Origin of the sequence: Pseudomonas sp. IT-P395, from assembly GCF_949767675.1 — a bacterium.
Taxonomy (GTDB): domain Bacteria; phylum Pseudomonadota; class Gammaproteobacteria; order Pseudomonadales; family Pseudomonadaceae; genus Aquipseudomonas.
Map to the genome: position 1 here is coordinate 18,603 of NZ_CATKPW010000011.1, position 25,531 is coordinate 44,133.

The following is a 25,531-nucleotide window of genomic DNA, read 5'->3' on the forward strand; positions in this document are numbered from 1 at the left end:
TCTGTCAGGCAATACGGGCCTGAGAGGGTACGAAACCGCAGCGTTGAATGGTCATGTCAAATCCGTTTTTCAGAATCGCCCTACACGCTTTGGTGAAGATGTCGATTCCACATTGCGTTTTTTTGGTCGATTGCCGACTTTAGGCCGTATAAACTTGGCGCCACGCGTCGGCCAATAGATGTCTCGGCGCCACAGATCAAGAGAGTGAGTAATGGGCGCACAGTGGAAGGTTAAACACAAAGAAGCGGCAGCCAACGCCAAAGGCAAGATCTTCGGCAAATTGGTGAAGGAAATCACCATCGCTGCCCGCAACGGTGCCGATACCACCACCAACGCACACCTGCGTCTGGTGGTCGAACAGGCCAAGAAAGCCTCGATGCCAAAAGAAACCCTGGACCGCGCGATCAAGAAAGGCGCCGGTCTGCTGGGTGAAACCGTGCAATACCATCGCGTGACCTACGAAGGGTTCGCCCCGCACCAGGTGCCGCTGATCGTCGAGTGCGTGACCGACAACATCAACCGTACCGTCGCGGAAATCCGCGTGGCGTTCCGCAAGGGCCAACTGGGGGCTTCCGGCTCCGTGGCCTGGGACTTCAACCACGTCGGTATGATCGAAGCCTCGCCGGACACCCCGGACGCCGATCCGGAAATGGCCGCCATCGAAGCCGGCGCGCAGGATTTCGAGCCGGGCGAAGAGGGCGCGACGCTGTTCCTGACCGACCCTACCGATCTGGATGCGGTGCAGAAAGCACTGCCAGAGCAAGGTTTCACCGTGTTGTCGGCCAAACTCGGTTACCAGCCGAAGAACCCGGTGAGCGGTTTGAGCGACGAGCAGATGGCTGAGGTTGAAGCGTTCCTCGAAGGCCTCGACAACCATGATGACGTGCAGGACATGTTTGTTGGCCTGGCGGGCTGATCGGCTTCATCAGTGATGGCCTCATCGCGGGCAAGCCCGCTCCCACAGGTTCAGAGGTGTCCACACATTTTGTGAGCGACTCGGACACTGTGGGAGCGGGCTTGCCCGCGATTGACTGCGCAGCAGTCAGCTTTGCCGCAGAACCGCATTAACTTCAGCAAACCCCGGCCGCGCCAGCACCTCCGCCTGACAGCAACGCCGCTCCAGCTCTTCGAGCACCGCACGCAATTCATCACTCAACCCCGAGTCGATGCGTGCCAGCAATTCCCCCAGCAAAATCCCGAACGCGCGCACTTCAATACGTTGCAACGCCCGTGTTTCTGCTGTGTCGGCAACCGCGTGGAACGACGCCCCACCAAAATCCCCGAGCAGGCAATCGCCGTGTCCATTCAACAGAATGTTGTGCCCGTAGAGATCGCCGTGGGTGATGCCTTGCCGATGCAAGTGTTCTGCCGCCGAGGCAATGCCTTTGGCAACGTTCAGCGCAACCTCGGCGCTGAACCGGCAATCATCGGCGTAAACATCTCGCGAGCAGGATGCCAGGCTTGGCAGGTCGGCGAGGTTGCGGAAAGACGGATCGATCAACTGCATCACCAAGCCTTGCTGGCCGTCGGGATGGCCATTGATGCGCCCCTCGATGCGGATCAGATTGGAATGCAGACCGGCGGTGATACAGGCATTCATTTCGTGCAGCGGTGAACCGTCGCTGGTCATTTCACCTTTGTACAGTTTCACCGCGACCGGCGTCACTGAGCCATCGTCGCGTTGCCAGCTCGCCCGGGAAATCACCCCCGAAGCGCCTTCACCCAGCCGTTGCTCCAGGCGCAGCGCTGACCAAGGGATGTGCGGCGTCGCTTCCAGCGCGGCGGCGTCTGCCTCGGTTTCCAGCGGATTACCGGCGTAGGCCAGCCACGTCAGGCTCGGCAGCGCGAGCAGCCACTGCGGCAGTTCGGTCAGGCGGTTGGCGGCAATGCGCAGCAGCTCCAGTCGATGGCAGTTGCTCAGCGAGGACGGCAGCGCTTGCAGGCGATTGCCGGACAGCATGAGTTTTTGCAGGGCCGGGCGCTCACCGAGTTCGCTTGGCAGGCTTTCGATGCAGTTGTCGGTCAGGATCAGCCAGCGCAACTGAGGCGGCAGCGCTTGAGCGGGGACGTTGACGATGCGATTGGCCCTGAAACCGATCATCGTCAGCGCCGCGCACTGGCCGAGACAGGCTGGCAGTTCGGTGAACGGGTTATCGGAGCAGAACAGCACGCGCAGGCGCGTCAGACGATGCAAGTCATCCGGCAGGCTGCTCAATTGGTTGCCGCTGAGGTTGAGGATTTCCAGGGTGTCGGCCAGGTCGAAAATCTCGCGCGGGAACTCGGTCAGTCCACAAGACAGATCCAGACGCGTAATGCCCGACAACTCGCCGGCGCGCAATTGAGCAAGGGTGTGCATGTTGGTGTTCGCTATTGTTCAGTGGAGCGACGCTGGGGCGCTGGGAATGGGCAGCATGATAACGGCAAAGCCCGGGTTTGAATTGGACAGATGGCGAAACTTCAGTAGCCCTTGGTGGGAGCGCGCCTGCTCGCGAAGGCGGAGTGTCAGAAGCTGATGTTTTGACTGATAGGGCGCTTTCGCGAGCAGGCTCGCTTCCACAGGGGAATGGCGTGCTCAGATCGTCCCGTGCACTTCTTGCAACTGCCCCAAGCGGCTGCGCGTGCGCGCCAGGTCGATGACATGGCCGTCCATGCTTTCGCGCAAGGGCAGTCGACCGAGTAGCGTCAGGTGCTTGTCCTGGTCGTACAGCACGTCGATCAGGTTGATGAAGCGCTGTTGCGCGGCGATCGAGCATTGCGCCAGTTCTGGCAGATCATCAATGATCCAGCGGTCGAAACGTCGACACAGTTCCAGGTAATCCATGACCGCCGTTGGCTGTTCACACAGATCGTTGAAGGTGAAACCGACCCGCCGCTCCTGACAAAACCGCGCCTGAAACTGCCGGGTGCCGACTGTTAGCGTGACGGTTGGTGCGTCGGCAGGTGGCAAATCGAGGGCGGCGCGCTGTGCTGGCGTCGCCGGCCACACGTAATGCCCTTGGGTGAAGATCTGATGTGCAGAATGGCGCGTCTGGCTGCGGTAATCGTGCGGGCCGCCGACCTCCATCACCTGCATGCGCGTATTGATCAGTTCGATCACCGGTTTGAAGCGGGCGTGATAGAGCGGGTTGGGCAGCAGACCTTCCGGCGCGTAGTTAGAGGTGACCAGCAGCAGGATCCGCCGCTTGAACAGTGCCTTGAACAGCCGGGTGATGAGCATGGCATCGCCGATGTCATGCACATGAAACTCGTCGAAACACAGCACCCGGCAATCTTGCAGCAATTCGTCGAGGCAGACTTCGAGAGCATCGTCGTGCTCGCGATGACTGAACATGGCCTGATGCAATTGCGCGAAGAACTGATGGAAATGCAGACGCCGTTTCTGGGTGATCGGCAAGGCTTGAAAGAAACCGTCGAGCAGCCAGCTCTTGCCACGTCCGACAGCGCCGAACAAATAGAGGCTCTGGGGTGTGCGAGCGCTTGCGCCGAGCAAAAGACTCGCCTGCTGCGCCATGCAATCGATGACGCACTGCTGGCTGTGGCTGAGGGTGTAGCCCTGACCACTGGCCTTGTGCCGAAAGTAATCGCGGATCGACTGGGCACTGGCATCATGCCCGGCACTGGCCGGAAAACCTTTGCCGAACCAGCGGCGCAACGCCGGCCAGCGCTGGATCAGTCGTGATCGTTTCGGCGGTTGGGCAGGCACTGTGGGCGTCTCCGTGTTCGTCAAGACCGGCTCCCGGGAGCGCGGCAACGTAGTGTAACCAGACGCCGACTTGGCCAGCCACCGCGACGATCCGAGAGTGGGCGGTTATTGGACAAATTTGTGCGGCACGTACAGCTATTTTTAGCGACATGGCTCGACGTGTTGCCAACCTTTCGAAACATATCTCGGGCGATCCCTGGATCCAATCGACTGGCGGAATCGTCGACCGTTGCTAACCTCAATCACAGAAACGACGTCGCAAGCGATCACTGACAAGGAACGGCGCAGTGAATATACGGGTGGTCATGGGCCTGCTGGGGGTACTCGCTACGCCTGCTTATGCGGCAGATCTTCAGGTCGAAGTGCGCGTCGATGTGCAGCGCGGCTGCCAGTTGGTTGGCCAGCAGCGGGAGGCAGGCATCGAGCAATTGGGTGTGCTCGACTTCGGCAGCACCGCACGCCTCGATGACCCCGCCGGGCCGTTGGCTGCCGCATTGACCAATCAGCGCCTGCCACGGCTGGAGTGCAACCCGGACACGCCGTACCAGATGCGCGTCGATGGCGGCTTGCATGGCGGTGTCGGTGAAGTCCGCTACATGGCCGGTTCGTTCGGCAGCAAACCGATTCCGTATCGCTTGTATCAGGACGCGGCGCGCCGGGTACCGCTGGTGGTGGATGTGCCAGTCAGCGGGCGGGTGCCGGACAGTGGCACGGTAGAACTGCCGCTGTATGCGCGGATCGAGCGTCTGGCTGAGGTGCCGCGAGTCAGCCGTTATTCGGATCTGGTCAAGGTGACGGTCACCTGGTGATCGCGGTATCAAGGCAACCGCTGGACGCGGGTGCACAAGGAAGGCGTTCAATCATGAGCGCGGTGATCGATTCAGCGTGAAGGAGCAGGGACGGGCGCAATGACAGGCAAACACTGGATGGTGGTGGCGGCAGGTACGCTGGCATTGCTCGCAGATGACGCGCAAGCGGCGATGAGCGGGCAGATCAATGCGCGGCTGATCCTGATTGCCGGCTGCGAAGTCACCAATACCAGCACGCCCGAGAGCCCGGTCAGTGCCCTCGGCACCCTCGATTTCGGCCTTCAGGGGCCCACCTGGAACGCACCGATCAAGGCCAGTCTCGACGGTGACAGCAGCGGTACACTCAACGTTGCCTGCAATCCTTCGGTCACCGGCTTCACCGTCACTATCGATGGCGGTACCCACGGTGACGGCAACACCCGGCGCCTGAGCAACGGCCGCCAGACCCTTCCCTATCAGCTGTTTGTCGATCCCTCCGGCGCCCGGAGCTACAGCATCGGCCAGCAACACAATTTCGCTGTCACCAGCGGTGCGCAGATACCCATTCCGGTATTTGGCTCGGTGGTGGCGAATACCCGCGCGGTGCCGGCAGGGGTCTATACCGACACCCTGACGGTGACGCTCGACTGGTAAACCCGTAGAGGACGGACACCATGCGTACGTTTGCATCAAGGATAGGTTTGTCGTTACTCGGCCTGGCGCTGGTTTCCAGTGCCAACGCCGCCACCACGGTCACCGGCCAGATCACCTCCAGCCTGATCCTGATCAGCAGTTGTCAGGTCAACGGCGCCGGCGGTTCCACCGGGCTGAACTTCGGTGCGTTGAATTTCGGCACCGCCAACAGCCTGTTCACCACCGCCACCGGGCAGGTGTTGGGCGGTGGTGGCGGGGCGCTATCGATTCTCTGCTCCAGTGGCACCACGCCGACGGTCAAGGTGCGCGCGGGTTCCCATGACGGCATGTCGCCGGGCGGCACGCGAGCGTTGTATGACGGGGTGGCCAATTACGTGCCGTACGACTTGTACACCGATGCCGGGCACTCGCAACTGCTGGCGATCGACGGGACCATCAACCTTGCGGCCAGCACCGGTGTCGCGCAGACGGTGAACCTCTACGGTCAGGCGGTGGGCAAGGCCGGTTTGCCGGCGGGGACTTACACCGACACCGTCGCTGTTGAACTGACGTTCTGATGCCATGCGCTGCCATGGCTGCGCCGCGTTGCTCCTGCTTTGTGCGGGCAGTGCACCGCTGCCGCTGACCGCCGCGACCAGCCAGAGCTTTCAGGTCAGCGCCACGGTCACTGCCGGGTGTCTGGTGGTGGGCGGGGTATCGAATTATGGCGGGCTGAATTTCGGTTCACGTTCGGCACTGGCCACCGGCACCGTACAGGTCGCGCTGACCGGCGGGGTGCAATTGCAATGCACGCCGGGCGTAACGCTGAACATGAGCGTCGATGGCGGCCAGTACAACAGCAGCGGCCGGCATATGCAGGTCAACAGCGGCAGCGCGCGGGTGGCGTATGCACTGTTTCGTGATGCGGCTTACAGCCAGAGCCTGGGTATTGGCCAGAGTGTGGCGGTGGCTTACAGCGATGCGAACAACATCAGCCTGCCGATTTACGGTCAGGTGCAATTGCCGGGCAATCAGCCTGGGGGGACGTACAGCGACGTGTTGCAGGTGCAACTGTCGTGGTAAGGCGAAGTTGAATGGCCGACAAGGAGCAGGTTTATGGGGGCAGTTACGTCACGGCATTCGCTCGTGTGTTGCGCGATGTGCGCGGTGGTCATGTTCGGGGCAAGCAACGCACACGCTGCCAGTTCGGTGCTGATCTGGCCGATCGATCCGGTGCTGGAGGCTGATCAGCAGGCCAGTGCGCTGTGGCTGGAGAACCGCGGCAGCGAAACCGCCAATCTGCAGATCCGCGTGTTCGGCTGGAGCCAGAGTGGGTTCGCCGAGCAATACCAGAACCAGCGCGACGTGATCGGCAGCCCACCGGTGGCGAAAATCGAACCGGGGCAGAAACAATTGGTGCGTCTGACCCGGACCAAGGAAGTGCCGCCGGGGCAGGAACTGGCCTATCGAATCATCATCGACGAAATTCCCACTGCGCAACCAGCGACTACCGACGGCGGCAAAACCGCCGCCGCGATCCGCTTCCAGATGCGTTATTCGGTACCGCTGTTTGCCTATGGCGCGGGGCTGTGGAGCAAGGAAGACAGCACCCGTGCGCGCGATCCCAAAGGTGTCGGTCTGCCGCAGTTGAGCTGGCGCACGGTGGCGGTGGACGGCAAGCCCTACGTCGAAGTGCGCAATCAGGGCGCGGTGCATGCTCGGCTGACCGACGTGGCCATCAAACAGGCCGGGCAGAGCAAGCCATTGGCCGAAGGGTTGTTGGGTTATGTGCTGCCCGGTGCGGTGATGCGCTGGCCGGCACCGACGCCGCTGACCAGTGATTCAGCGTTGCAGGTACGAGTAAATGGCGCGGCACAGGTGCAGAGCATCACGCCAGCCAAGTGAGTGAGTCGTAGCGCAGGCATCTGGCGTCGACGCAAGCGGTATCAGGAGGATTGAGTCCATTGACGGACGTAAAGCGCGTATGAGCCCAGGACGGGTTCGCCGTATTCAGCGTCCGTTGTGGCTCATCACCGGCGCGTGTTGCCTGATGTTCATTCAACCATCCGGGGCCGGCGATCTGCCGCCGCCACCCAGCGGCATGGAGGCCGTGAGTGATGCACAGTTGTTTCTGGAACTGGTGGTCAACCAGATGAGTACCGGGCGCGTAGTGGCGGTGCAGCAGCGCGACGGGCGCTTGTTTGTCCCGGCGACGGCGTTGCGTGAAACCGGCATGAAGCTGCCCGACAGTCTCGGCGCCGAGGTCGATCTCGACAGTCTGGCGGGGCTGCACTCTGACTACGACAGTGTTGGTCAACGCCTGCTGCTGGACGTGCCGCCGGACTGGCTGCCGGAACAGTTCATCGGTAATCGACAAGCCTATCCGCGCACCCCGGCGCTGAGCAGTTTCGGCGCGCTGTTCAACTATGACCTGTACCTCAACGACACTGACGATGCCGGCACTTACCTGGCGGCGTGGAACGAAGTGCGGCTGTTCGACAGTTGGGGCACGTTGTCCAATACCGGGCAATACCGGCGCACCTTGTCCGGTGATTCGCTCAACACGCTGGACAACGGCTACTTGCGATACGACACCACCTGGCGTTACTCCGACGACGAGCGAATGCTTACCTATGAGGCCGGCGACGTGATCAGCGGCGCTTTGCCGTGGAGCAGTTCGGTGCGTCTGGGCGGCGTGCAGTTCTCGCGGGATTTCGCGGTGCGCCCGGATCTGGTGACCTATCCGTTGCCGCAATTTGCCGGTGAAGCAGCGGTGCCGTCCTCGGTGGATCTGTTCATCAATGGCTACAAGTCCAGCAGTGCAGACTTGCAGCCCGGGCCGTACACACTGACCAATATTCCGTTCATCAACGGCGCTGGCGAAGCTGTCGTTGTGACCACTGATGCGCTCGGTCGGCAGGTCTCGACCACGGTGCCGTTCTATGTCACCAGCACCTTGCTGCAAAAAGGCTTGAGCGACTTTTCCGTGGCCGCCGGTACGTTGCGTCGCGACTACGGTTTGAAGGATTTCAGTTACGGGCCGGGTGTCACCTCAGGCAGCCTGCGTTACGGCATCAGCGACAGTTTCACTCTGGAAAGCCATGCCGAAGCGGCCGATTCGCTGACACTGGGCGGCCTCGGCGGCAACCTGCGTCTGGGCAATTTCGGCGTACTCAACAGCGCGATGAGTCAAAGCCGCTTCGACGGCGAGGGCGGGCAGCAATTAAGCCTGGGCTATCAGTACAGCAACCAGCGTTTCAGCTTTTCTTATCAGCGGCTGCAACGTCACGCTCAATACGCCGATCTGACCGTGGTCGACAGCCCGTACATCAGTCTTAGCCGGCGTAGCGAGCAAGCGACCCTGAGCCTCAACCTAGACCGCTGGGGCAGTCTCGGCGCGGGTTATTTCGATGTGCGCGCGGCGGACGATTCGCGCACGCGGCTGCTCAACCTCAGCTGGAGCAAGCCGCTGTGGCGCAACAGCAGTTTCTACCTCTCGGCCAACCGTGAGATCGGCGACAGCAACTGGGCGGTGCAGGCGCAACTGGTGATTCCATTCGATCTGCGCGGCAGCCTGGCGATCAGCAGCGATCGTAGTAAAACCGGGCAGAGCCAGCAGCGGGTCAACTATAGCCGCGCGGTGCCGACTGAGGGCGGCGTGGGTTTCAATCTGGGCTACGCCAAGGGTGATGGTGCTGATTATCGTCAGGCCGACGTCACCTGGCGTCTGCAATCGGTGCAGTTGCAGGCCGGCGTCTACGGTACTTCCGACGCCGAAACCCGTTGGGCCGATGCCAGTGGTTCGCTGGTGTGGATGGACCGTCAGGTGTTCGCCGCCAACCGCATCGACGATGCATTTGTGGTGGTCAGTACTGAGGGTTTTGCCGACATTCCGGTGCGCTACGAAAATCAGCAGGTCGGCCAGACTGACAAGAATGGGCATCTGCTGGTGCCGTGGAGCAGTGCCTATTACCGCGGCAAGTATGAAATCGATCCACTGAATCTGCCGGCCAACGTGCGCAGCCCCAACGTCGAACAGCGTATCGCTGTGCGGCGTGGCAGCGGTTATCTGCTGGAATTTCCGCTGACCCGAGTGATTGCCGCGAGCATCGTGCTGGTCGACGCGCAGCAGCGCGAGTTGCCGCTGGGCGCGGGTGTGCTGCATGAGCAGAGCGGGACGCGGACGGTGGTCGGTTGGGATGGGCTGGTGTATCTGGAAAACCTGCAGGCGCAGAACTCGTTGCAAGTGACGCTGGCCGACGACAAGACCTGTCAGGCGCAGTTCAGTGTCGATCTGAATCAGGATCAGGTGCCGTTGATTGGCCCGTTGGTGTGCCAATGATGTTCCGGCGATGGCTGTTATGTCTGGCACTGCTTATACCCGGGGCGGTGCAGGCCGCGTGCTCGGTGGTCAGCACCACGCCAGCGGCGTTTGGCACGCTCAGTTCGATTGCCGTGCGCACAACTTCGCAACCCAGTTCCACGTTGAATGCGGGTTTGAGTTGCACCGGTTCGCTGCTGTCCCTGCTGACCAGCAACGACCACTTCTGGGGCACCGTTTCATCGACTCAAAGTGGTCTGGTCGGGCCGACCGGCGATGTCATCAATTACACGATCTACGCCAACAACAGCGCCAGCTATCCGCTGACTCGCGGCACTGCCTATGACTTTGCCCGCAACGGCATCATCGATGCTCTGGGCCTGCTCAACGGTACGACGCCGAAAACGGTGCCGCTGTATCTCGGTACCACCATTGGCAGCAACGTCGCCGCCGGGGTGTATACCGAAACCCTGAGTATTTTCTGGAACTGGAATTACTGTTCGGGCATCGGCATCGGTGCTATTTGCCTCGGGCGTGATATCGCCAACGGCACGACGTCGTTGACGGTGAACTTGACGGTGTCCAACGACTGTACGATTACCGCACCGAACATTGCCTTCGGCAGCGCGCCGGTGGTCAGCGCGTTCACCCCGGTGACCGGACAGACGATCAATCTGGCCTGCACCAAGGGCAGTGCCTACACCGTGGGGCTGAGCGACGGGCAGAACGCGGTGAGTGTCGGTGGCCGGCGCCGGATGATTTCCGGAAGCAATTATCTGGCCTACGACATTTTCAAAAGTGCCAGCACCACGCGTTGGGGCAGTGTCGGCGCGGCACGGCGGGCGAGTACCGACGCCGAGGTCAATCCGGGAAACGGCTTGGGCACGGGCAGTCAGATCTTCAACTACAACGCGAAGATCTACACCGACCAGACCACGCCGCCGGCGGGCACGTATCTGGACAATGTGGTTTTGGACGTGGGTTTCTGAGCTGACACGATCCTTTGTAGGAGCTGTCGAGTGAAACGAGGCTGCGATCTGTTGATCTTGCCCTTAAGAACAAGATCAAAAGATCGCAGCGTGCCGCAGCTCCTGCATAGAACAGCGGTGTTTTCAGAATTGCAGTGATTGCTTGAGCTGTTGCGCCGCTGGTGTATCGACCGGGCTGACCATCGCATAGTTGTAGCCACCACCCGACCAGTATTCGGCCTGCAAGTCGCCATCACTGCGGCTTCCACGGGGCAAAAAGGTGTTCTTCGGCCCCGGCGGGCGCACGTAGAAACTCACTTTGTGGCCGTTGCCATCCTCATACATCACCATCGCTGCCGGGCCTTCGTCGGTGCTGAGCAGGCGTCCGCTGACCGGTTCAAACCCGGCCGCCTTCAGATCCGGTAAACGACTGGCCCGGTTGAAATAACGGTCGAGCCAGCGCTGCATGTCGCCATCACTGTCGACCTTGTAATCAGCCGGCAGCATGCCTTGCTGGGCAATCAGGCGATAGGCTTGCAAGGCGTCGGTCATCGGCAACATGGACGGGCGCACCAGGGTCATTTCCCGAGCCTGCCAACCACTGAATCCGCCGACGCTGACCGCGATCAGCAACACCGCCGCGCTGGCCAGATGGCGACGCGATTGACGCTGGCGGCGCTGGCGAATCATCGCCGGATCAAGCGCCGGGTTGGCCGGTTGCTGCAATGCGCCGCTGAGTGCCGCGCGCAATTGCTGGGCATCCTGTTGCCAGGCGCGAACCTGCGCCGCTTCATCCGGGTGACTGGCCAGCCAGGTCTCCAGCACACGCCGGTCGGCGTCGCTGAGCTGGTGGTCGACATAGGCGTGCAGGTCACGCTCGTTGGGAGGCAGGCTGATCATTTGAGTATCCGCAAAGAAGGGCTGCTGATTTCGCCGTCGCTGAGTTGGCGCAAGGCCTGGCGGGCGCGGGACAGGCGCGACATCACGGTGCCGATCGGGGCGCCGAGAATCTCGGCGACCTCTTTATAGGAAAGGCCTTCCACTGAGACCATCAGCAACAGGGCGCGCTGTTCGCTGGGCAGGCGATCGAAGGCTTGCAGGGTCGACTGGGCGATGACGGTGCGCTCGACCGAGGGTTCGGCATCGTCGCGGCCGGTGAAGAATTCGAGCATGCGCGCATAGCGTCGGGAGCGCCGATGGGCGTCGAGAAACTGCCGATAGAGGATCGCAAACAGCCAGGCGCGCAAGTCGCCGTCGGCGCGTTTATCGCCCCAACTCGACAGTGCCCGCTCGAGGCAAGCCTGTACCAGATCGTCGGCACTGCTGCTGTTGCGTGTCAGTGACACGGCAAAGCGGCGCAATCTGGGAATGATTTCTCTCAACTGTTCGTCGAATTCGCTCATGAAATTCTGCTAGTCACTACGCTGTGGACTAGGGAGACGCCCGTCGTTGGAGGTTATTCCACGTTCGGAAAAATAAATACCGTCGCGTGGAATAAACCCGGACGAGGCGCGTCTTGCTGATTCTTCCTACTTGTGGCCGATGGCCCTGGAGTTTTTCATGGTTGATCGTTCATCACCCGATGCTGCACCGCCCGGCGGGCCGCAGCGTCCGCCACTGAGTGCGGCGAGCCTGGTTCTGCGTCTGGGCGGCATTGCCGTGGTAGTCGCCGCAGTGGCCGGAGCATTCGCCTACGTTCACGGCAACTTTGACCCACAACGCCTGACGCCAAAAGCGTTGGTCGATGTGCTGGAGAAGAACAACGGCGTGCACCCCGGGTTTCGCCGTAACCACGCCAAAGGCGTGTGCGTGATCGGGCATTTCGAGAGCAGTGGTGAGGCACGGGCGTTTTCTACCGCGCAGGTGTTCAACGAGCCGCAGACCCCGGTAGTCGGGCGATTCGCCTTGCCAGCCGGCAATCCGTATGCACCGGACAGCAGCGTGCCGATTCGCAGTCTGGCGTTGCGATTCACCCAGGCCAACGGGCAGCAGTGGCGCACCGGGATGAACAGCATGCCGGTGTTCCCGGTCGGTACGCCTGAAGCGTTTTATCAATTGCAGCAGGCGCAGTCGCCAGATCCGGCCACCGGTAAACCGGATCCGAGCAAGGTGCCAGCGTTCTTCGCATCGCATTCGGAAGCCGTGCCGTTTCTGACCTGGGTGAAGACCGCCAAACCCTCGGCCAGTTACGCCACCGAAACCTACAACAGCGTCAACGCGTTTTATCTGGTCGACGCCAGCGGTAAAAAACAGGCCGTGCGCTGGAGCATGACGCCGTTGGCGCGAGACGCTGCGGGCGCCACTGCGCCTGAGGGCGGCGATTTTCTCGAGAAGGATCTGGTGCAGCGGTTGGCGTCTGCGCCGTTGCGTTTTCAGTTGAACATCACCCTGGCCAATCCTGAGGACCCGGTGAACGATGCCAGCAAGACCTGGCCCGACGGCCGCAAAGTGTTGAACGCCGGCACACTGGTGCTGGAGAAAACCCAGCCACAACTGAGCGGCGAATGCCGTGATATCAACTACGACCCGCTGGTGCTGCCGGCCGGGATTCAAGGCTCCGACGACCCGTTGCTCGCGGCGCGTTCCGCCGGTTACGCCAATTCCTATCTGCGTCGCACCAGCGAAGTCAGCCAGTTGCCCGCTGCCAAACAGGAGGCTCGTCCATGAGCACTCAACCGACGCATTTCGCCCTGTTGGCGCGCCTGCTGCACTGGCTGATGGCAATCATGATCATCGCCATGCTGTTTATTGGTGCCGGCATGGTCACCTCGGTTTCCGAGCGGCATGAATGGTTGATCCATCTGCACAAACCGCTGGGCATTGCGATTCTGGCGCTGGTGATTGTCCGTTTGCTGGTGCGGTTCACTACGCGCCAACCGCCGCTGCCAGCGGATTTGCCAAGTTGGCAAGTGATGGCGGCGAAGGCTTCGCATCTGCTGCTGTACGCGTTGATGCTGGTGTTGCCGTTGCTGGGCTGGGCGATGATCAGTGCTTCGGGCGAACCGGTCATGCTCAGCACAACGTTGCAGTTGCCAGCCATTGTTCCGGCCGATGCGCAGTTGTTCGCGTTATTGCGCAAGGCGCACGGGTATCTGGCCTATCTGTTGTTTCTGACGGTGCTGCTGCACCTGGCGGCGGCGCTGTTTCATGGCTGGATCCGCCGCGACGAGGTGCTCGACAGTATGTTGCGCGGTCGCGACCGCGGTTAACTCGCTTGAGTGGCGCAGCGTGCCGGTGCGCCGCTTTTCAGGGTCAGCCACCAGTACGCGAGCGCCACGGCGTTGATGCCCGCGCCGAGCAGGCACACGCCGATCCATCCGGCCCACGCGTACATCGCGGTCGAGCCGATGGAGCCGAGCGCGCTGCCGATCGAGTAGAACAGCATGTAACCGGCGGTGAGACGGCTTTGCGCTTCGGGGCGCACGCTGTAGATCATGCTCTGGCTGGTGACGTGCACCGCTTGCAGACCCAGATCCAGAGTGATCACCCCGAGTAGCAATGCCCACAGCGAAGATTGGGTGAGGGCGATTGGTAGCCATGAAGCGAGCATCAGCAACAGCGAAAGACCGCTGACCCACTGCCCGAGACCGCGATCCGCCAGATGCCCGGCGCGTGCAGCGGCCAGCGCACCCGCTGCGCCAGCCAGTCCGAACAGACCGATTTCACTGTGCGACAAGGAAAGTGGCGGCGCGGCCAGCGGCAACACCATCGGCGTCCACAGCACCATTGCGCTGGCAAAGGTCAGCAGCGCGAGGATCGCGCGTTGACGCAGTACCGGTTCCTCTTTGAACAGACCGAATACCGAAGCAATCAGTGCGGTGTAGCCAGTCGCCGGTTGTGGGGCTTCATGCTTGGGCAGGACGCGAAACAGCAGCAGCGCCATCAACAATGTCAGCCCCGCTGACAGGAAATAAATCGCTCGCCACCCAGCCAGATCGGCCATGCCGCCGGCAACCGTGCGTGCCAGCAGAATTCCTACCACGATACCGCTGGTGACCACCCCGACCACGCGCCCGCGCTGGGCCGGGAGCGCCAGCGTGGCGGCGTAAGCCACCAGCACCTGCGTCACTACCGCGAGCAGCCCTGTCAAGGTCATGCCAAGCAGCAGCCACGCACTGTTGGGCGCCAGCGCGATCATCAACAATGCCGCTGCCGATAGCAGCGTTTGAGTGACGATCAATCGGCGCCGGTTGAGCAGATCACCGAGGGGCACCAGTAGTACCAGACCGATGCCGTAGCCGATTTGCGTCAGGGTGATGACGATGCCGATGGTCGCCGGCGACAGGGCAAACGCCTCGGCCATGGCGTCCAGCAATGGCTGTGCGTAATACACGTTGCCCACGGCCAGACCGCAGGCCACAGAGAAAAGCAAAACGGCGCTGCTTTTGAGAGGTTTCATATCCCGCATCCTTTTAGGTTTCAAAATAAAACCTTGATCACGGTATTAGTACGGGTTTTATTTTGCAACCTGTTTGCGCGAGTGTGTGAATGGCAAAAAGCAAAAGATCGCAGACAAGCTGCGATCTTCTAAGGGACGGAGGAGGGGATCAGCGCAGGGTATCAACCATGTCAGCGATGGTGGTCAGCACATCTTTGCCCAACTGTTTTGAGCGCTTGCCCGACCAGCCGGTTGCTTTGTCGGGATGGTCGTCGTGATCCTTGAACGGCATTTCCAAGGTCAGCGACAAGCAGTCGTATTTCTGCCCGACGCTGTTGCAGGCCAGGGTCATGTTGGCCTGGCCCGGTTCGTCGCGGGTGTAGCCGTGCTTGGTCTGGAAATCTTTGGTGGTGTGTTTAAGGTGGCTGCGAAAGTGCTCTTCGAGCTTCTCGATTCGTGGCGTGTAGCCCGGATTGCCTTCGCAACCGGCGGTGAACACATGGGGGATTTCTTCATCGCCGTGTACGTCGAGGAACAGGTCGACGCCATACTTTTCCATCTGTTGTTGTACGAAAAGTACTTCGGGGCTGACGTCCTGACTGGCGTTCTGCCAAGCGCGGTTCAAGTCCTGGCCCATGGCATTGGTGCGCAGGTGACCGTGGAAGGCACCGTCCGGATTCATGTTCGGCACCAGGTACAGATCGGCACTCGCCAGCAGCTTGTTCAGCACCGGATCGTCATGTCTTTCCAGGCGTTCGATCACGCCTTCCATGAACCATTCGGCCATGTGTTCGCCCGGATGCTGCTGAGCAATGATCCAGACTTTGCGCTGGCCTTCGGCACCGGTGCCTTTGCGCAGCAGCTGAATGTCGCGGCCTTCGACGCTCTTGCCGGTTGCCAGCAATTCGGTGCCGGCCTTGCTCAGTGCCTGATCGATCAACCAGTCGTGACGGCCACGGCTGTAGGGTTCGAAGTAGGCGAACCATGCATGGGTTTGCTCGGCTTCGAGGCAAAAGCGCAGGCTATCACCTTCAAAACTGGTTGGAATGCGGAACCAGTTGACGTGGTCGTAGGAGGCGACTGCCTGATAGCCGGTCCAGGCTTTGTTATAGGAAGATTGGCTGGCGTTGACCAGGCGGAACCAATGTTCCTGATGAACATGCAGGCCGCTGGCCTTGAAGTGGAACCACTGAAAGTGAGCGCTGCGGGTGTCCGGGCGAATGGCCAGAACCGGATTGAGCGGGTTGCTGATGTCGATGACTTGGATGTTGCCGCTGTCGAAGTTGGCGCTGATGTCGAACGAAGATTTGGCCACGGTCATAATCGATTCCTGAATATGATTTTTATGGCCGTTACTTTACACGCAGGCAGGGCTGAAACCGAGGGGAATTGCGGGGTGTGGCGGGGGGCGTCCTCCATGACGCGCAAGCAGCTTAGAGACTGTGCGATTGATTCTCAAGTGCTAATTGTCATTAGTTTGCCCCAATCTGGCCGGGCCTCGCTTGCCAAGCGATATTCTTTTGATATTATCCGCGCCATCGAATTTGCAGCACTTAAAGACTTCATTAGCCTGAAGCCATAAGCCCGAAAAACGGGCAAAAAAAGACCCGGCAAAAAGCCGGGTCAAAAACCGTGATTAGCCTGATGAGGAGATAGTCCAGAAGACCGACCTAAGGTCTCTGGTCCATCGACTGATCTCGCGACCAGCTGCATGCAATAATAATCATTATCATTTGCAAGTCAAATGTTTTTATCTGCGCGATTGGAAAATTCTTTCCCGTCCGCCCACACTCGCGTCCCTCTCAGGCTTCATCGCCATCGAGCGAATGGTCGACCATCGCCCGCGCCATATCCACCATGTGCACCACTGAAAATGCCAGATCGCGACTCGCGCCTTGAAGGCTTTCGGCTGCCTTGAACGCAGTGGCTGCCGCACAGCGCAGCAGGTCCGAGGCGTGTACCAGGGCTTCTTCGCCACTGAGATGGCGCCTGACATCGAAAAAACGCTCGTCGACCTCTGGTTCTGAAACAGCTGGTTTCAAGTAATAGTCCAGCGCTCGCTGCGCTGCCGCATTGCCCTGAGGGGAGGTGAAGCTGGTGTCCATTTGCAGGTCGGGCAAGTCTTTGCTGCTGATATTCATGATGAAGAAGCACTCCTTGGTCGATTGTAAATCCGTGCTTTCAGAATAGTACTCTGTGTAGTTGTGACCAGAATTTAAATACTACAATATGTGTTTTGTTGGCCGAAGGCGTCGACGTAAGGTGCTGCACATGGATAAATGGATTGAGTTGGTCAAGGCCAAGATGAGTGAACTCAAAATCACTCAAACAGAGCTCGGAGAGCGCGTCGGCATGTCCCAGGGCGGGATAGGCCATTGGCTGAACAAGCGTCGCGAACCCGGCATCACGGAAATGAACCGCGTGCTGCAGGCGCTGGGCATGGATTTCCTCGAAGTGGTGCTGGTGATCCGTGAACCGCAACCAATGGCGGACGACGAGATGCCGCTGGCGCAGAAGTACAACCCGTACTTCCGTTACCCGGTCAGCGATTGGCAGACGACCTGCGAGGTGCGCGAGAACGATCCGGCGTCTTACACCAAGGCATCCGGCAAGCAGCGCTTCGAACTGACGGATTACCATGCGCGTGGCCCGGCGTTCTGGCTGACGGTGACGGGGGATTCAATGACCGCCCCCAGTGGCCAGAGCATCGCCGAAGGCATGCTGATTCTGGTCGACCCGGCGGCCGAAGCGGTGCCCGGCAAACTGGTGATCGCCCAGTGGCCCGACAGCCCTGAAGCGATCTTCCGCAAACTCGACGAAGAGGGCGGCCAGCGTTACCTGGTGCCGCTCAATCCGACCTGGCCGAAAGCCCTGCTGACCGATGAGTGTCGAATCATCGGTGTTGTGGTTCAGGCAACGGCGCGTTACTAGTCAGATCGATCCGCGCCCGGCGTAGGATCGATCCTCCCCATCACACTGCTTCCAGTTCAACCAAAGCGCTGCCTTCGCCGACCATTTCGCCTTCCTGGCAATACAGCGCTTTGATCACTCCCGCATGCGGCGCGCGGATGCTGTGCTCCATCTTCATTGCTTCCAGCACCACCAGTTGCGCACCGGCCTCGACCGATTGCCCGGCCTCGACCAGCACACGGACAATGCTGCCGTTCATGGGCGCAGTCAGGCCACCCTGATGACTGTGACTGGCTTCGACGGCGCTGATCGGGTCATGCGTCTCGATGCGCCGCAACTCACCTTCCCATTGCAGATAAAGCGCATCACCTTGGCGGATAGCCCGCAACGTACGACGTACGCCATCGTGCTCGACGATGAGGGCTTCGCCGGACAGTCTGGCGTGATCATCGGCATTCAGCGTCAGTGCTCGATCCTGTCCCTCGCAACTCAAATGCAGGGTGATTTCCCGAGGCAATCCCGCACGCAAACCGCTGTTGAGTGACCATGGCGAAGCCGGGTCATCCTGGCGCGCCAACTGCGGCAGGCTCTGCGCCACCGCCTGAGCCGCCGCGTTCCAGAACGCATCGCTCAACGCGCCCGGCGCAGGCAGCAATTGCTCCTGATAACGCGGAATAAATCCGGTATCCAACTCCGCCGCCGCAAACGCCGGGTGTGCGATGATCCGCCGCAAAAAGTTGATGTTGGTCTTCAATCCGCCAATCGCGAATTCGTCGAGCATGCTCAACAGACGCAGGCGCGCCTGCTCACGATCCTCGCCCCAGGCAATCAGCTTGCCCAGCATCGGGTCGTAGAACGGCGAAATTTCGTCACCTTCTTCAACCCCGCTATCGACCCGGCGTCCAGGCCCTTCAGCCGATTCGCGATACAACGCCAAGCGTCCGGTCGCCGGCAGGAAGTCATTCGCAGGATCTTCGGCGTACAAGCGCACTTCGATCGCATGGCCGTTCAATGGCACCTGCTCCTGAGTGATCGGCAATGCCTCACCACGCGCCACGCGGATCTGCCACGCGACCAGGTCCAGACCGGTGATGGCCTCGGTCACTGGATGCTCCACTTGCAGGCGCGTATTCATCTCCATAAAGAAGAACTCACCGCGCGCATCCAGCAAAAATTCCACAGTACCGGCGCCGACATAACCGATTGCCTGCGCCGAGCGCACAGCCGCCTCGCCCATCGCCCGACGCAGTTCCGGGGACAAGCCCGGTGCCGGCGCTTCTTCGACGACTTTCTGATGGCGTCGTTGAATCGAGCAGTCACGCTCGTTGAGGTACAGGCAGTTGCCATGTTGATCGGCGAACACCTGGATTTCCACGTGACGCGGTTTGAGCAGGTATTTCTCCACCAGCATCCGCGAATCGCCGAACGACGACTGCGCTTCACGTTGAGCGGAGGCGAGGGCTTCGGCCAACTGGCTGACGTCCTCGACCACTTTCATGCCTTTGCCACCACCGCCGGCCGTGGCTTTGAGCAGCACCGGATAACCGATGCGTTCGCAGGCATCGCGGAAGGTGTCGAGGTCCTGTGCTTCGCCGTGATAACCCGGCACCAAAGGCACACCGGCGGTTTCCATCAGCGCTTTGGCGGCGGACTTGCTGCCCATGGCGTCAATGGCCGAGGCGGGCGGGCCGAGGAAAATCAGCCCGGCCGCTTCGATGGCACGAGCGAAGCCGGCGTTTTCCGAGAGAAAACCGTAACCCGGATGAATCGCCTGCGCGCCGCTGGCCTTGGCCGCTGCGATCAGTTTGTCGATTTGCAGATAACTGTCGGCGGCTTTGCTGCCGCCCAGGTCGACGCGAATATCCGCTTCCCGGCTGTGCCGCGCCTCGCGGTCGGTGGCGCTGTGCACGGCGACCGTGGTCAGGCCCAGCGCTTTGGCGGTGCGCATCACGCGGCAGGCGATTTCGCCACGGTTGGCCACCAGCAGGGTGGTGAGAACGGGTGCGCTCATCAATGCGGCTCCTTGGTGGTGGTTGCGGCTTGCCAGCTCGGTGGACGTTTTTGCAGAAAGGCGCGCAAGCCTTCCTGACCTTCCGGGCTGACGCGGATACGGGCGATGGCATTTTCGGTGTAGCGGCGCAGCGCCGGGGTCAGTGAGCCGTTGCCGACTTCACGCAGCAGGTCCTTGCTGGCGCGCATCGCGGCGGGGCTGTTGAGCAGCAAGTTGTTGATCCAGTGCTCGACTTGCTGATCAAGTTCAGCGGTCGGATAGCTCTCGGACAACAAACCGATTTCGCGCGCACGTTGCCCGCCGAAACGTTCGGCGGTCAGGGCATATCGACGTGCAGCGCGTTCGCCGATGGCCTGCACCACAAACGGGCTTATTACCGCCGGCGCCAGACCAATGCGTACTTCCGACAGGCAGAATTGCGCGTCATCGGCGCCAATCGCCATGTCACAGCAACTGATCAACCCCAGCGCGCCCCCGAATGCCGCGCCTTGCACCACAGCCACGGTGGGGATCTTCAGCTTGGCGAGGTTGTACATCAACTCTGCCAGTTCACGGGCGTCGTCGAGGTTGGTGTGGTAATCGAGTTCGGCCGATTGCTGCATCCACGCCAGATCAGCGCCGGCACTGAAGTGCTTGCCACGGCCACGCACCAGCAAGAAACGCAGGCTGGCGTCGCTGGCGACTTTGTCCAGCGCGAGGATCAGCTCGCGGATCATCTCGGCGTTGAAGGCGTTGTTCTTTTCCGCGCGGTTGAGCCACAGCGTGGCGAAACCCCGTGGGTCGCTCTGCAGTTCGAGGGTGTTGAAATCACTCATGAGATTCTCCCGATCACATCCGGAACACGCCGAAGCGGCTCGGTTCGATTGGCGCGTTCAGCGACGCGGACAGGGCCAGGGCCAGCACATCGCGGGTCTGCGCCGGGTCGATGACGCCGTCGTCCCATAGCCGTGCGCTGGAATAGTAGGGGTGACCCTGCTCTTCATACTGGTCGAGGATCGGTTGTTTGATCTCGGTTTCCTGCTCGGCACTGAAACCCTGACCGCTGCGCTCAGCCTGCTCGCGTTTGACCTGCACCAACACGCCCGCCGCCTGCTCGGCGCCCATCACGCCGATCCGCGCGTTCGGCCACATCCACAGGAAGCGCGGATCGTAAGCGCGCCCGCACATGCCGTAGTTACCGGCGCCGAAGCTGCCGCCAATGATTACGGTGAATTTCGGCACTTTCGCGCAAGCCACCGCCGTTACCAGTTTCGCGCCATGTTTGGCGATGCCGCCGGCCTCGTATTTCTGGCCGACCATGAAGCCGGTGATGTTCTGCAAAAACAGCAGCGGAATGCCGCGCTGACAGGCCAGCTCGATGAAGTGCGCGCCTTTCTGCGCGGCTTCGGCGAAGAGGATCCCGTTGTTGGCCAGAATCGCGATCGGATAACCGTGCAAATGGGCGAAACCGCAGACCAGCGTGGTACCGAACAGCGCTTTGAATTCATCGAACACCGAACCGTCGACCAGTCGCGCAATCACTTCGCGCACGTCGAACGGCTGCTTGGCATCAGCCGAAACCACGCCGTACAACTCATCGCTGGCGTACAGCGGTGCAATCGGCGCGCGTTGCTGCACTTCACCGAGTTTGCGCCAGTTAAGGTTGGCGACGCTGCGGCGGGCGAGGGCGAGGGCGTGTTCGTCGCTCTCGGCGTAATGGTCGGCGACCCCGGAAATCTTGCAGTGCACATCGGCGCCACCCAGATCCTCGGCGCTGACCACTTCACCGGTCGCAGCTTTCACCAATGGCGGGCCGGCGAGAAAAATGGTGGCCTGATTGCGCACCATGATCGCTTCGTCGGCCATCGCCGGCACATAAGCGCCGCCAGCGGTGCAGGAGCCCATGACCACGGCGATCTGCGGAATGCCCATCGCGCTCATGTTGGCCTGGTTGAAGAAGATCCGCCCGAAGTGCTCGCGGTCCGGAAACACTTCGTCCTGACGCGGCAGGTTGGCGCCGCCGGAATCCACCAGATAGATGCACGGCAAGCGATTCTGTTGAGCGATGGTCTGTGCGCGAAGATGTTTTTTCACGGTCAGCGGGTAGTACGAACCGCCCTTCACCGTCGCATCATTGGCGACGATCATGCACTCGACGCCTTCGACCCGACCGATCCCGGCAATCACGCCAGCGGCGGGCACGTCTTCGCCATACACGGCGTGGGCGGCCAATTGGCTGATTTCCAGAAACGGTGAGCCCGGATCGAGCAAACGGTTGATGCGTTCGCGCGGCAGCAGTTTGCCGCGCGAGGTGTGGCGTTCCTGGGCTTTCGCGCCGCCACCCTGCGCCACTTGGGCGAGCAGGGTGTGCAGGGCGTCGACCTGTTTGAGCATCGCCGCGCTGTTGGCGGCGAACTCCGCTGAGCGGGGATTGAGCTGAGTGTGCAGGGTAGCCATGGCCAGCTCCGTTTAGCGGGTTTCGTTGAACAGTTCGCGACCGATCAGCATGCGACGGATCTCACTGGTGCCAGCGCCGATTTCGTACAGCTTGGCGTCACGCAGCAGACGACCGGCCGGGAACTCATTGATGTAACCGTTACCGCCGAGAATCTGGATCGCGTCGAGGGCCATTTGCGTGGCGCGTTCGGCGGTGTAGAGGATCACCCCGGCGGCGTCCTTGCGGGTGGTTTCGCCGCGCTCGCAAGCCTGCGCAACTGCGTAGAGATAAGCGCGGCTGGCGTTGAGTTGGGTGTACATGTCGGCGACTTTGCCCTGAATCAGCTGGAATTCACCGATGCTTTGGCCGAATTGCTTGCGGTCGTGGATGTACGGCACGATCAGGTCCATGCACGACTGCATGATCCCGGTCGGGCCGCCGGACAACACGACGCGCTCGTAATCGAGGCCGCTCATCAACACTTTTACGCCGCCGTTGAGCACGCCGAGGATGTTTTCTTCCGGCACTTCGACGTCATCAAAGAACAGCTCGCAGGTGTTGGAGCCGCGCATGCCGAGCTTGTCGAATTTGTTGCTGCGGCTGAAACCTTTCCAGTCGCGCTCGACGATGAATGCGGTGATGCCGTGCGGGCCTTTTTCCAGGTCGGTCTTGGCGTAGATTACGTAAGTGTTGGCGTCAGGGCCGTTGGTGATCCAGGTTTTGCTGCCGTTGAGGACGAAGCGGTCACCGCGTTTATCGGCGCGCAGTTTCATCGAGACCACGTCGGAGCCGGCGTTGGGCTCGCTCATCGCCAGTGCGCCGACGTGCTCGCCGCTGATCAGCTTCGGCAGGTATTTGGATTTCTGCTCGTGGTTGCCGTTGCGGTTGATCTGGTTGACGCAGAGGTTGGAATGCGCGCCGTAGGACAGCGCCACCGAGGCCGAACCGCGACTGATTTCTTCCATCGCCACCACGTGCGCCAGGTAACCCAGGCCTGCGCCGCCGTACTCCTCCGGCACGGTGATGCCGAGCAGGCCCATGTCGCCGAATTTGCGCCACATGTCGGCGGGGAACAGGTTGTCGCTGTCGATCTGCGCAGCGCGCGGAGCAATTTCCTTGGCGACAAAGGACTGAACCTGATCGCGCAGCATGTCGATGGTTTCACCGAGGGCGAAGTTCAGGGATGGATAGCTCATGGGTCACCTTTTGGCTTTTTTGTAGGGTGGGGAGGGCGGTCATTCAGCTCTCACCTTTACGTTAACGTAAGCCTGCGATGAAGGGCTGTCAATCACCCTTTACGTTAACGTCAACTTGAGCGACAGTAGGGGCAGTTCAAGATTGAAAGCTGATTAGATTTTGTAGGAGTGAGCCTGCTCGCGATCGCGTCGTGTCAGTCGACGTAAGTGTTGACTAATGGATCGAGATCGCGAGCAGGCTCACTCCTACAAGTGACCGTCGGCAACCCATAAATAAAGACAATAGGGGTCGTCATGGATCAACCCAGTGCAAACCCGCCGCGCAGCTACACCCGTGGTTCACAGGACAAAGCCTTGCTGGCGATGACCATCGGGCAGAAGTTCGATCAGACTGTCGCGCAATACCCCGACGGTGAAGCGCTGGTGGTCCGCCATCAGCAGTTGCGTTATTCCTGGCGACAACTGGCCGAAGCGGTGGACCTGCACGCCAGAGCGCTGCTTGCCCTGGGTTTGCAGGCGGGGGATCGGCTCGGTATCTGGGCGCCGAACTGCGCGCAGTGGTGCATCACGCAAGTCGCCACCGCAAAAATCGGCGTGATCCTGGTCAACATCAACCCGGCCTACCGCAGTTCCGAACTGGAATACGTGCTCAAACAATCCGGCTGCCAATGGCTGGTCTGCGCCGGGGCGTTCAAGTCCTCCAACTACCACGGCATGCTGCAAGGCCTGGTGCCGGAACTGGCCGAGCAACCCCTCGGCCAACTGCGTAGCGAACGCCTCCCCGAACTGCGCGGCGTGATCAGCCTCGATGCGCAGCCACCCTCAGGTTTCCTGCCGTGGTCGGAGCTGGCAGATCTCGCCGCCAGTCTCTCCCCCGAACAACTACACGAACGCAGCAACAGCCTGCACTTTGATCAGCCGGTGAACATCCAGTACACCTCCGGCACCACCGGTTTCCCCAAGGGCGCGACCCTCAGCCACTACAACATCCTCAATAACGGTTACATGGTTGGCGAAAGCATCGGCCTGACCCCGCGCGATCGCCTGGTGATCCCGGTGCCTCTGTATCACTGCTTCGGCATGGTCATGGGCAACCTCGGCTGCATCACCCACGGCAGCACGATGATTTACCCCAACGATGCCTTCGATCCTTTACTGACCCTGCAAACCGTCGCCGAAGAGAAAGCCACCGGCCTTTACGGCGTACCGACCATGTTCATCGCCATGCTCGACCAGCCACAACGCGCCCAATTCGATCTGTCGAGCCTGCGCACCGGGATCATGGCCGGCGCGACGTGTCCGATAGAAGTGATGCGCCGGGTGATCAGCGAAATGCACATGAGTGAAGTGCAAATTGCTTACGGCATGACCGAAACCAGTCCGGTGTCACTGCAGACCGGGCCGAACGATGAGCTGGAATTGCGCGTGACCACCGTCGGCCGCACCCAGCCACAGCTGGAAAGCAAGATCATCGACGAGGCCGGCAACCTCGTGCCACGCGGCACCATCGGCGAACTGTGTACCCGTGGTTACAGTGTGATGCTCGGTTACTGGAACAATCCGCAAGCCACCGCCGAAGCCATCGATGACGCGGGCTGGATGCACACCGGCGACCTGGCGAGCATGAACGAGGAGGGTTACGTCAACATCGCCGGGCGTAACAAGGACATGATCATTCGTGGCGGCGAGAATATTTACCCGCGTGAGCTTGAGGAGTTTTTCTTCACCCATCCGGCGGTGGCGGATGTGCAGGTGATCGGCATTCCGTGCTCGCGTTACGGTGAGGAGATTGTCGCCTGGATCAAACTCCACCCCGGCCACAGCGCCACGGAGCTGGAGCTGCAAACCTGGTGCAAGGAACGTATCGCGCACTTCAAGACGCCACGGCACTTCAAGTTCGTTGAAGAGTTTCCGATGACGGTGACGGGCAAGATCCAGAAATTCAGGATGCGTGAGATCAGTATCGAAGAACTGAAAACAATCGAGCGTTAACCACCACCCCTGTGGGAGCTGGCAAGCCAGCTTCCACAGGGATTTGCGGTGAAAACACAAATCACAGAAAGCACAAAGGGGAGCCGAAGCTCCCCTTTAATTTTGTCGTCGCGTGCTCTTTTTTATTATTGAGGGTCGGTCTGTTGTTGTTTTTGGCAACCGTGGCCCTTTACCGCTGTTTTTGGCGACCCCCATCCGGGGTCAAGAGCAAACGT

Annotated in this window: 24 protein-coding genes; 13 read left to right on the forward strand and 11 right to left on the reverse strand. The window is 60.7% G+C overall.

Features of this window, described 5'->3' with window-relative positions; genetic code table 11:
• Positions 1–211 precede the first annotated feature (211 nt).
• Positions 212–916 (forward strand): YebC/PmpR family DNA-binding transcriptional regulator, encoded by a 705-nt coding sequence (locus tag ACM6IN_RS08680; RefSeq protein ID WP_007917279.1) that lies wholly within the window; start codon positions 212–214, stop codon positions 914–916.
• Positions 917–1,042: 126 nt separating this feature from the next.
• On the opposite strand, the gene ACM6IN_RS08685 is transcribed toward ACM6IN_RS08680, so the two are convergent.
• Positions 1,043–2,356, reverse strand: a complete 1,314-nt coding sequence (locus ACM6IN_RS08685; protein WP_414915802.1) for a leucine-rich repeat-containing protein kinase family protein — start codon at positions 2,354–2,356, stop codon at positions 1,043–1,045.
• Between the two features lie 216 nt (positions 2,357–2,572).
• On the reverse strand, positions 2,573–3,703 hold the full coding sequence (gene zapE, locus ACM6IN_RS08690; RefSeq protein WP_414915803.1) for a cell division protein ZapE: 1,131 nt from the start codon (positions 3,701–3,703) through the stop codon (positions 2,573–2,575).
• A 305-nt stretch (positions 3,704–4,008) separates the two neighbouring features.
• On the opposite strand from zapE, the gene ACM6IN_RS08695 reads away from it, so the two are divergent.
• The 7 genes from ACM6IN_RS08695 to ACM6IN_RS08725 all read left to right on the forward strand — a co-directional run bounded on the left by ACM6IN_RS08695 (position 4,009) and on the right by ACM6IN_RS08725 (position 10,434).
• On the forward strand, positions 4,009–4,512 hold the full coding sequence (locus tag ACM6IN_RS08695) for a spore coat U domain-containing protein (protein ID WP_414916084.1): 504 nt from the start codon (positions 4,009–4,011) through the stop codon (positions 4,510–4,512).
• 99 nt (positions 4,513–4,611) lie between these two features.
• Positions 4,612–5,145 (forward strand): spore coat U domain-containing protein, encoded by a 534-nt coding sequence (locus tag ACM6IN_RS08700; RefSeq protein ID WP_007917274.1) that lies wholly within the window; start codon positions 4,612–4,614, stop codon positions 5,143–5,145.
• Positions 5,146–5,165: 20 nt separating this feature from the next.
• A complete protein-coding gene (locus tag ACM6IN_RS08705; protein ID WP_007949687.1) occupies positions 5,166–5,702 on the forward strand; it encodes a spore coat U domain-containing protein in 537 nt (178 codons plus the stop codon).
• 4 nt (positions 5,703–5,706) lie between these two features.
• On the forward strand, positions 5,707–6,207 hold the full coding sequence (locus tag ACM6IN_RS08710) for a spore coat U domain-containing protein (protein ID WP_007917272.1): 501 nt from the start codon (positions 5,707–5,709) through the stop codon (positions 6,205–6,207).
• 33 nt (positions 6,208–6,240) lie between these two features.
• Complete coding sequence (locus ACM6IN_RS08715; RefSeq protein WP_123376227.1) at positions 6,241–7,029, forward strand: molecular chaperone; 789 nt, start codon at positions 6,241–6,243, stop codon at positions 7,027–7,029.
• Positions 7,030–7,108: 79 nt separating this feature from the next.
• Positions 7,109–9,466, forward strand: a complete 2,358-nt coding sequence (locus ACM6IN_RS08720) for a fimbria/pilus outer membrane usher protein (RefSeq protein WP_414915804.1) — start codon at positions 7,109–7,111, stop codon at positions 9,464–9,466.
• Positions 9,463–10,434: a spore coat U domain-containing protein gene (locus ACM6IN_RS08725; RefSeq protein WP_414915805.1), complete on the forward strand. Its 972-nt coding sequence runs from the start codon at positions 9,463–9,465 to the stop codon at positions 10,432–10,434. Before ACM6IN_RS08720 ends, ACM6IN_RS08725 begins: the two co-directional genes overlap by 4 nt.
• 123 nt (positions 10,435–10,557) lie before the next feature.
• Here the strand turns inward: ACM6IN_RS08725 and ACM6IN_RS08730 are convergent, their stop codons facing one another.
• Together ACM6IN_RS08730 and ACM6IN_RS08735 are read right to left on the reverse strand one after the other, a co-directional pair.
• Complete coding sequence (locus tag ACM6IN_RS08730; protein WP_007917265.1) at positions 10,558–11,313, reverse strand: anti-sigma factor family protein; 756 nt, start codon at positions 11,311–11,313, stop codon at positions 10,558–10,560.
• Entirely contained in the window at positions 11,310–11,816 is a 507-nt protein-coding gene (locus ACM6IN_RS08735; protein ID WP_007917263.1) for a sigma-70 family RNA polymerase sigma factor, read from the reverse strand. Before ACM6IN_RS08735 ends, ACM6IN_RS08730 begins: the two co-directional genes overlap by 4 nt.
• A gap of 157 nt (positions 11,817–11,973) precedes the next feature.
• Between ACM6IN_RS08735 and ACM6IN_RS08740 the strand changes: the two genes are divergently transcribed.
• Complete coding sequence (locus ACM6IN_RS08740; protein WP_414915806.1) at positions 11,974–13,080, forward strand: catalase family peroxidase; 1,107 nt, start codon at positions 11,974–11,976, stop codon at positions 13,078–13,080.
• Complete coding sequence (locus ACM6IN_RS08745) at positions 13,077–13,622, forward strand: cytochrome b (RefSeq protein ID WP_123376225.1); 546 nt, start codon at positions 13,077–13,079, stop codon at positions 13,620–13,622. The genes ACM6IN_RS08740 and ACM6IN_RS08745 overlap by 4 nt, the downstream gene beginning before the upstream one ends.
• Here ACM6IN_RS08745 and ACM6IN_RS08750 read toward each other — a convergent pair.
• Both ACM6IN_RS08750 and ACM6IN_RS08755 read right to left on the reverse strand, forming a co-directional pair.
• Positions 13,619–14,812, reverse strand: coding sequence for an MFS transporter (locus ACM6IN_RS08750; protein WP_414893846.1), 1,194 nt, complete (start codon positions 14,810–14,812; stop codon positions 13,619–13,621). The two genes, ACM6IN_RS08745 and ACM6IN_RS08750, sit on opposite strands and share 4 nt — an antisense overlap.
• A 148-nt stretch (positions 14,813–14,960) precedes the next feature.
• Positions 14,961–16,112 (reverse strand): M14-type cytosolic carboxypeptidase, encoded by a 1,152-nt coding sequence (locus tag ACM6IN_RS08755; RefSeq protein WP_095113712.1) that lies wholly within the window; start codon positions 16,110–16,112, stop codon positions 14,961–14,963.
• A gap of 96 nt (positions 16,113–16,208) precedes the next feature.
• On the opposite strand from ACM6IN_RS08755, the gene ACM6IN_RS08760 reads away from it, so the two are divergent.
• Positions 16,209–16,373 carry a hypothetical protein gene (locus ACM6IN_RS08760; protein WP_157279732.1) on the forward strand — a complete coding sequence of 55 codons (165 nt, stop codon included), beginning with the start codon at positions 16,209–16,211 and terminating at the stop codon, positions 16,371–16,373.
• A gap of 220 nt (positions 16,374–16,593) precedes the next feature.
• Here the strand turns inward: ACM6IN_RS08760 and ACM6IN_RS08765 are convergent, their stop codons facing one another.
• Positions 16,594–16,932 carry a DUF6124 family protein gene (locus ACM6IN_RS08765; RefSeq protein WP_007917252.1) on the reverse strand — a complete coding sequence of 113 codons (339 nt, stop codon included), beginning with the start codon at positions 16,930–16,932 and terminating at the stop codon, positions 16,594–16,596.
• 130 nt (positions 16,933–17,062) lie between these two features.
• Between ACM6IN_RS08765 and ACM6IN_RS08770 the strand changes: the two genes are divergently transcribed.
• Positions 17,063–17,722 carry a LexA family protein gene (locus ACM6IN_RS08770; RefSeq protein WP_007917250.1) on the forward strand — a complete coding sequence of 220 codons (660 nt, stop codon included), beginning with the start codon at positions 17,063–17,065 and terminating at the stop codon, positions 17,720–17,722.
• A 40-nt stretch (positions 17,723–17,762) separates the two neighbouring features.
• Here ACM6IN_RS08770 and ACM6IN_RS08775 read toward each other — a convergent pair whose 3' ends face one another.
• Genes ACM6IN_RS08775 through ACM6IN_RS08790 form a run of 4 tightly spaced genes read right to left on the reverse strand, consistent with a single transcriptional unit; the run spans position 17,763 to position 23,324 of the window.
• Positions 17,763–19,712 carry an acetyl/propionyl/methylcrotonyl-CoA carboxylase subunit alpha gene (locus ACM6IN_RS08775; RefSeq protein ID WP_414915807.1) on the reverse strand — a complete coding sequence of 650 codons (1,950 nt, stop codon included), beginning with the start codon at positions 19,710–19,712 and terminating at the stop codon, positions 17,763–17,765.
• Positions 19,712–20,527 carry a gamma-carboxygeranoyl-CoA hydratase gene (locus ACM6IN_RS08780; RefSeq protein ID WP_414915808.1) on the reverse strand — a complete coding sequence of 272 codons (816 nt, stop codon included), beginning with the start codon at positions 20,525–20,527 and terminating at the stop codon, positions 19,712–19,714. The genes ACM6IN_RS08775 and ACM6IN_RS08780 overlap by 1 nt, the downstream gene beginning before the upstream one ends.
• Before the next feature lie 13 nt (positions 20,528–20,540).
• On the reverse strand, positions 20,541–22,148 hold the full coding sequence (locus ACM6IN_RS08785; RefSeq protein ID WP_123376221.1) for a carboxyl transferase domain-containing protein: 1,608 nt from the start codon (positions 22,146–22,148) through the stop codon (positions 20,541–20,543).
• Between the two features lie 12 nt (positions 22,149–22,160).
• Positions 22,161–23,324, reverse strand: coding sequence for an isovaleryl-CoA dehydrogenase (locus ACM6IN_RS08790; RefSeq protein WP_007917237.1), 1,164 nt, complete (start codon positions 23,322–23,324; stop codon positions 22,161–22,163).
• 294 nt (positions 23,325–23,618) lie between these two features.
• On the opposite strand from ACM6IN_RS08790, the gene ACM6IN_RS08795 reads away from it, so the two are divergent.
• Positions 23,619–25,316 carry an AMP-binding protein gene (locus tag ACM6IN_RS08795; RefSeq protein WP_414915809.1) on the forward strand — a complete coding sequence of 566 codons (1,698 nt, stop codon included), beginning with the start codon at positions 23,619–23,621 and terminating at the stop codon, positions 25,314–25,316.
• Positions 25,317–25,531: the final 215 nt, after the last annotated feature.

What these genes read in the sequence shown, in the direction of transcription:
- ACM6IN_RS08730 (WP_007917265.1), bottom strand. Translation starts at nt 11,313, where the DNA reads ATGATCAGCCTGCCTCCCAACGAGCGTGACCTGCACGCCTATGTCGAC.
- ACM6IN_RS08720 (WP_414915804.1), top strand. Translation starts at nt 7,109, where the DNA reads ATGAGCCCAGGACGGGTTCGCCGTATTCAGCGTCCGTTGTGGCTCATC.
- ACM6IN_RS08775 (WP_414915807.1), bottom strand. Translation starts at nt 19,712, where the DNA reads ATGAGCGCACCCGTTCTCACCACCCTGCTGGTGGCCAACCGTGGCGAA.
- ACM6IN_RS08680 (WP_007917279.1), top strand. Translation starts at nt 212, where the DNA reads ATGGGCGCACAGTGGAAGGTTAAACACAAAGAAGCGGCAGCCAACGCC.
- ACM6IN_RS08705 (WP_007949687.1), top strand. Translation starts at nt 5,166, where the DNA reads ATGCGTACGTTTGCATCAAGGATAGGTTTGTCGTTACTCGGCCTGGCG.
- ACM6IN_RS08780 (WP_414915808.1), bottom strand. Translation starts at nt 20,527, where the DNA reads ATGAGTGATTTCAACACCCTCGAACTGCAGAGCGACCCACGGGGTTTC.
- ACM6IN_RS08740 (WP_414915806.1), top strand. Translation starts at nt 11,974, where the DNA reads ATGGTTGATCGTTCATCACCCGATGCTGCACCGCCCGGCGGGCCGCAG.
- ACM6IN_RS08715 (WP_123376227.1), top strand. Translation starts at nt 6,241, where the DNA reads ATGGGGGCAGTTACGTCACGGCATTCGCTCGTGTGTTGCGCGATGTGC.
- ACM6IN_RS08785 (WP_123376221.1), bottom strand. Translation starts at nt 22,148, where the DNA reads ATGGCTACCCTGCACACTCAGCTCAATCCCCGCTCAGCGGAGTTCGCC.
- ACM6IN_RS08695 (WP_414916084.1), top strand. Translation starts at nt 4,009, where the DNA reads ATGGGCCTGCTGGGGGTACTCGCTACGCCTGCTTATGCGGCAGATCTT.
- ACM6IN_RS08795 (WP_414915809.1), top strand. Translation starts at nt 23,619, where the DNA reads ATGGATCAACCCAGTGCAAACCCGCCGCGCAGCTACACCCGTGGTTCA.
- ACM6IN_RS08745 (WP_123376225.1), top strand. Translation starts at nt 13,077, where the DNA reads ATGAGCACTCAACCGACGCATTTCGCCCTGTTGGCGCGCCTGCTGCAC.
- ACM6IN_RS08790 (WP_007917237.1), bottom strand. Translation starts at nt 23,324, where the DNA reads ATGAGCTATCCATCCCTGAACTTCGCCCTCGGTGAAACCATCGACATG.
- ACM6IN_RS08750 (WP_414893846.1), bottom strand. Translation starts at nt 14,812, where the DNA reads ATGAAACCTCTCAAAAGCAGCGCCGTTTTGCTTTTCTCTGTGGCCTGC.
- ACM6IN_RS08760 (WP_157279732.1), top strand. Translation starts at nt 16,209, where the DNA reads ATGACGCGCAAGCAGCTTAGAGACTGTGCGATTGATTCTCAAGTGCTA.
- ACM6IN_RS08755 (WP_095113712.1), bottom strand. Translation starts at nt 16,112, where the DNA reads ATGACCGTGGCCAAATCTTCGTTCGACATCAGCGCCAACTTCGACAGC.
- ACM6IN_RS08700 (WP_007917274.1), top strand. Translation starts at nt 4,612, where the DNA reads ATGACAGGCAAACACTGGATGGTGGTGGCGGCAGGTACGCTGGCATTG.
- ACM6IN_RS08725 (WP_414915805.1), top strand. Translation starts at nt 9,463, where the DNA reads ATGATGTTCCGGCGATGGCTGTTATGTCTGGCACTGCTTATACCCGGG.
- ACM6IN_RS08685 (WP_414915802.1), bottom strand. Translation starts at nt 2,356, where the DNA reads ATGCACACCCTTGCTCAATTGCGCGCCGGCGAGTTGTCGGGCATTACG.
- ACM6IN_RS08765 (WP_007917252.1), bottom strand. Translation starts at nt 16,932, where the DNA reads ATGAATATCAGCAGCAAAGACTTGCCCGACCTGCAAATGGACACCAGC.
- ACM6IN_RS08770 (WP_007917250.1), top strand. Translation starts at nt 17,063, where the DNA reads ATGGATAAATGGATTGAGTTGGTCAAGGCCAAGATGAGTGAACTCAAA.
- ACM6IN_RS08735 (WP_007917263.1), bottom strand. Translation starts at nt 11,816, where the DNA reads ATGAGCGAATTCGACGAACAGTTGAGAGAAATCATTCCCAGATTGCGC.
- ACM6IN_RS08710 (WP_007917272.1), top strand. Translation starts at nt 5,707, where the DNA reads ATGCGCTGCCATGGCTGCGCCGCGTTGCTCCTGCTTTGTGCGGGCAGT.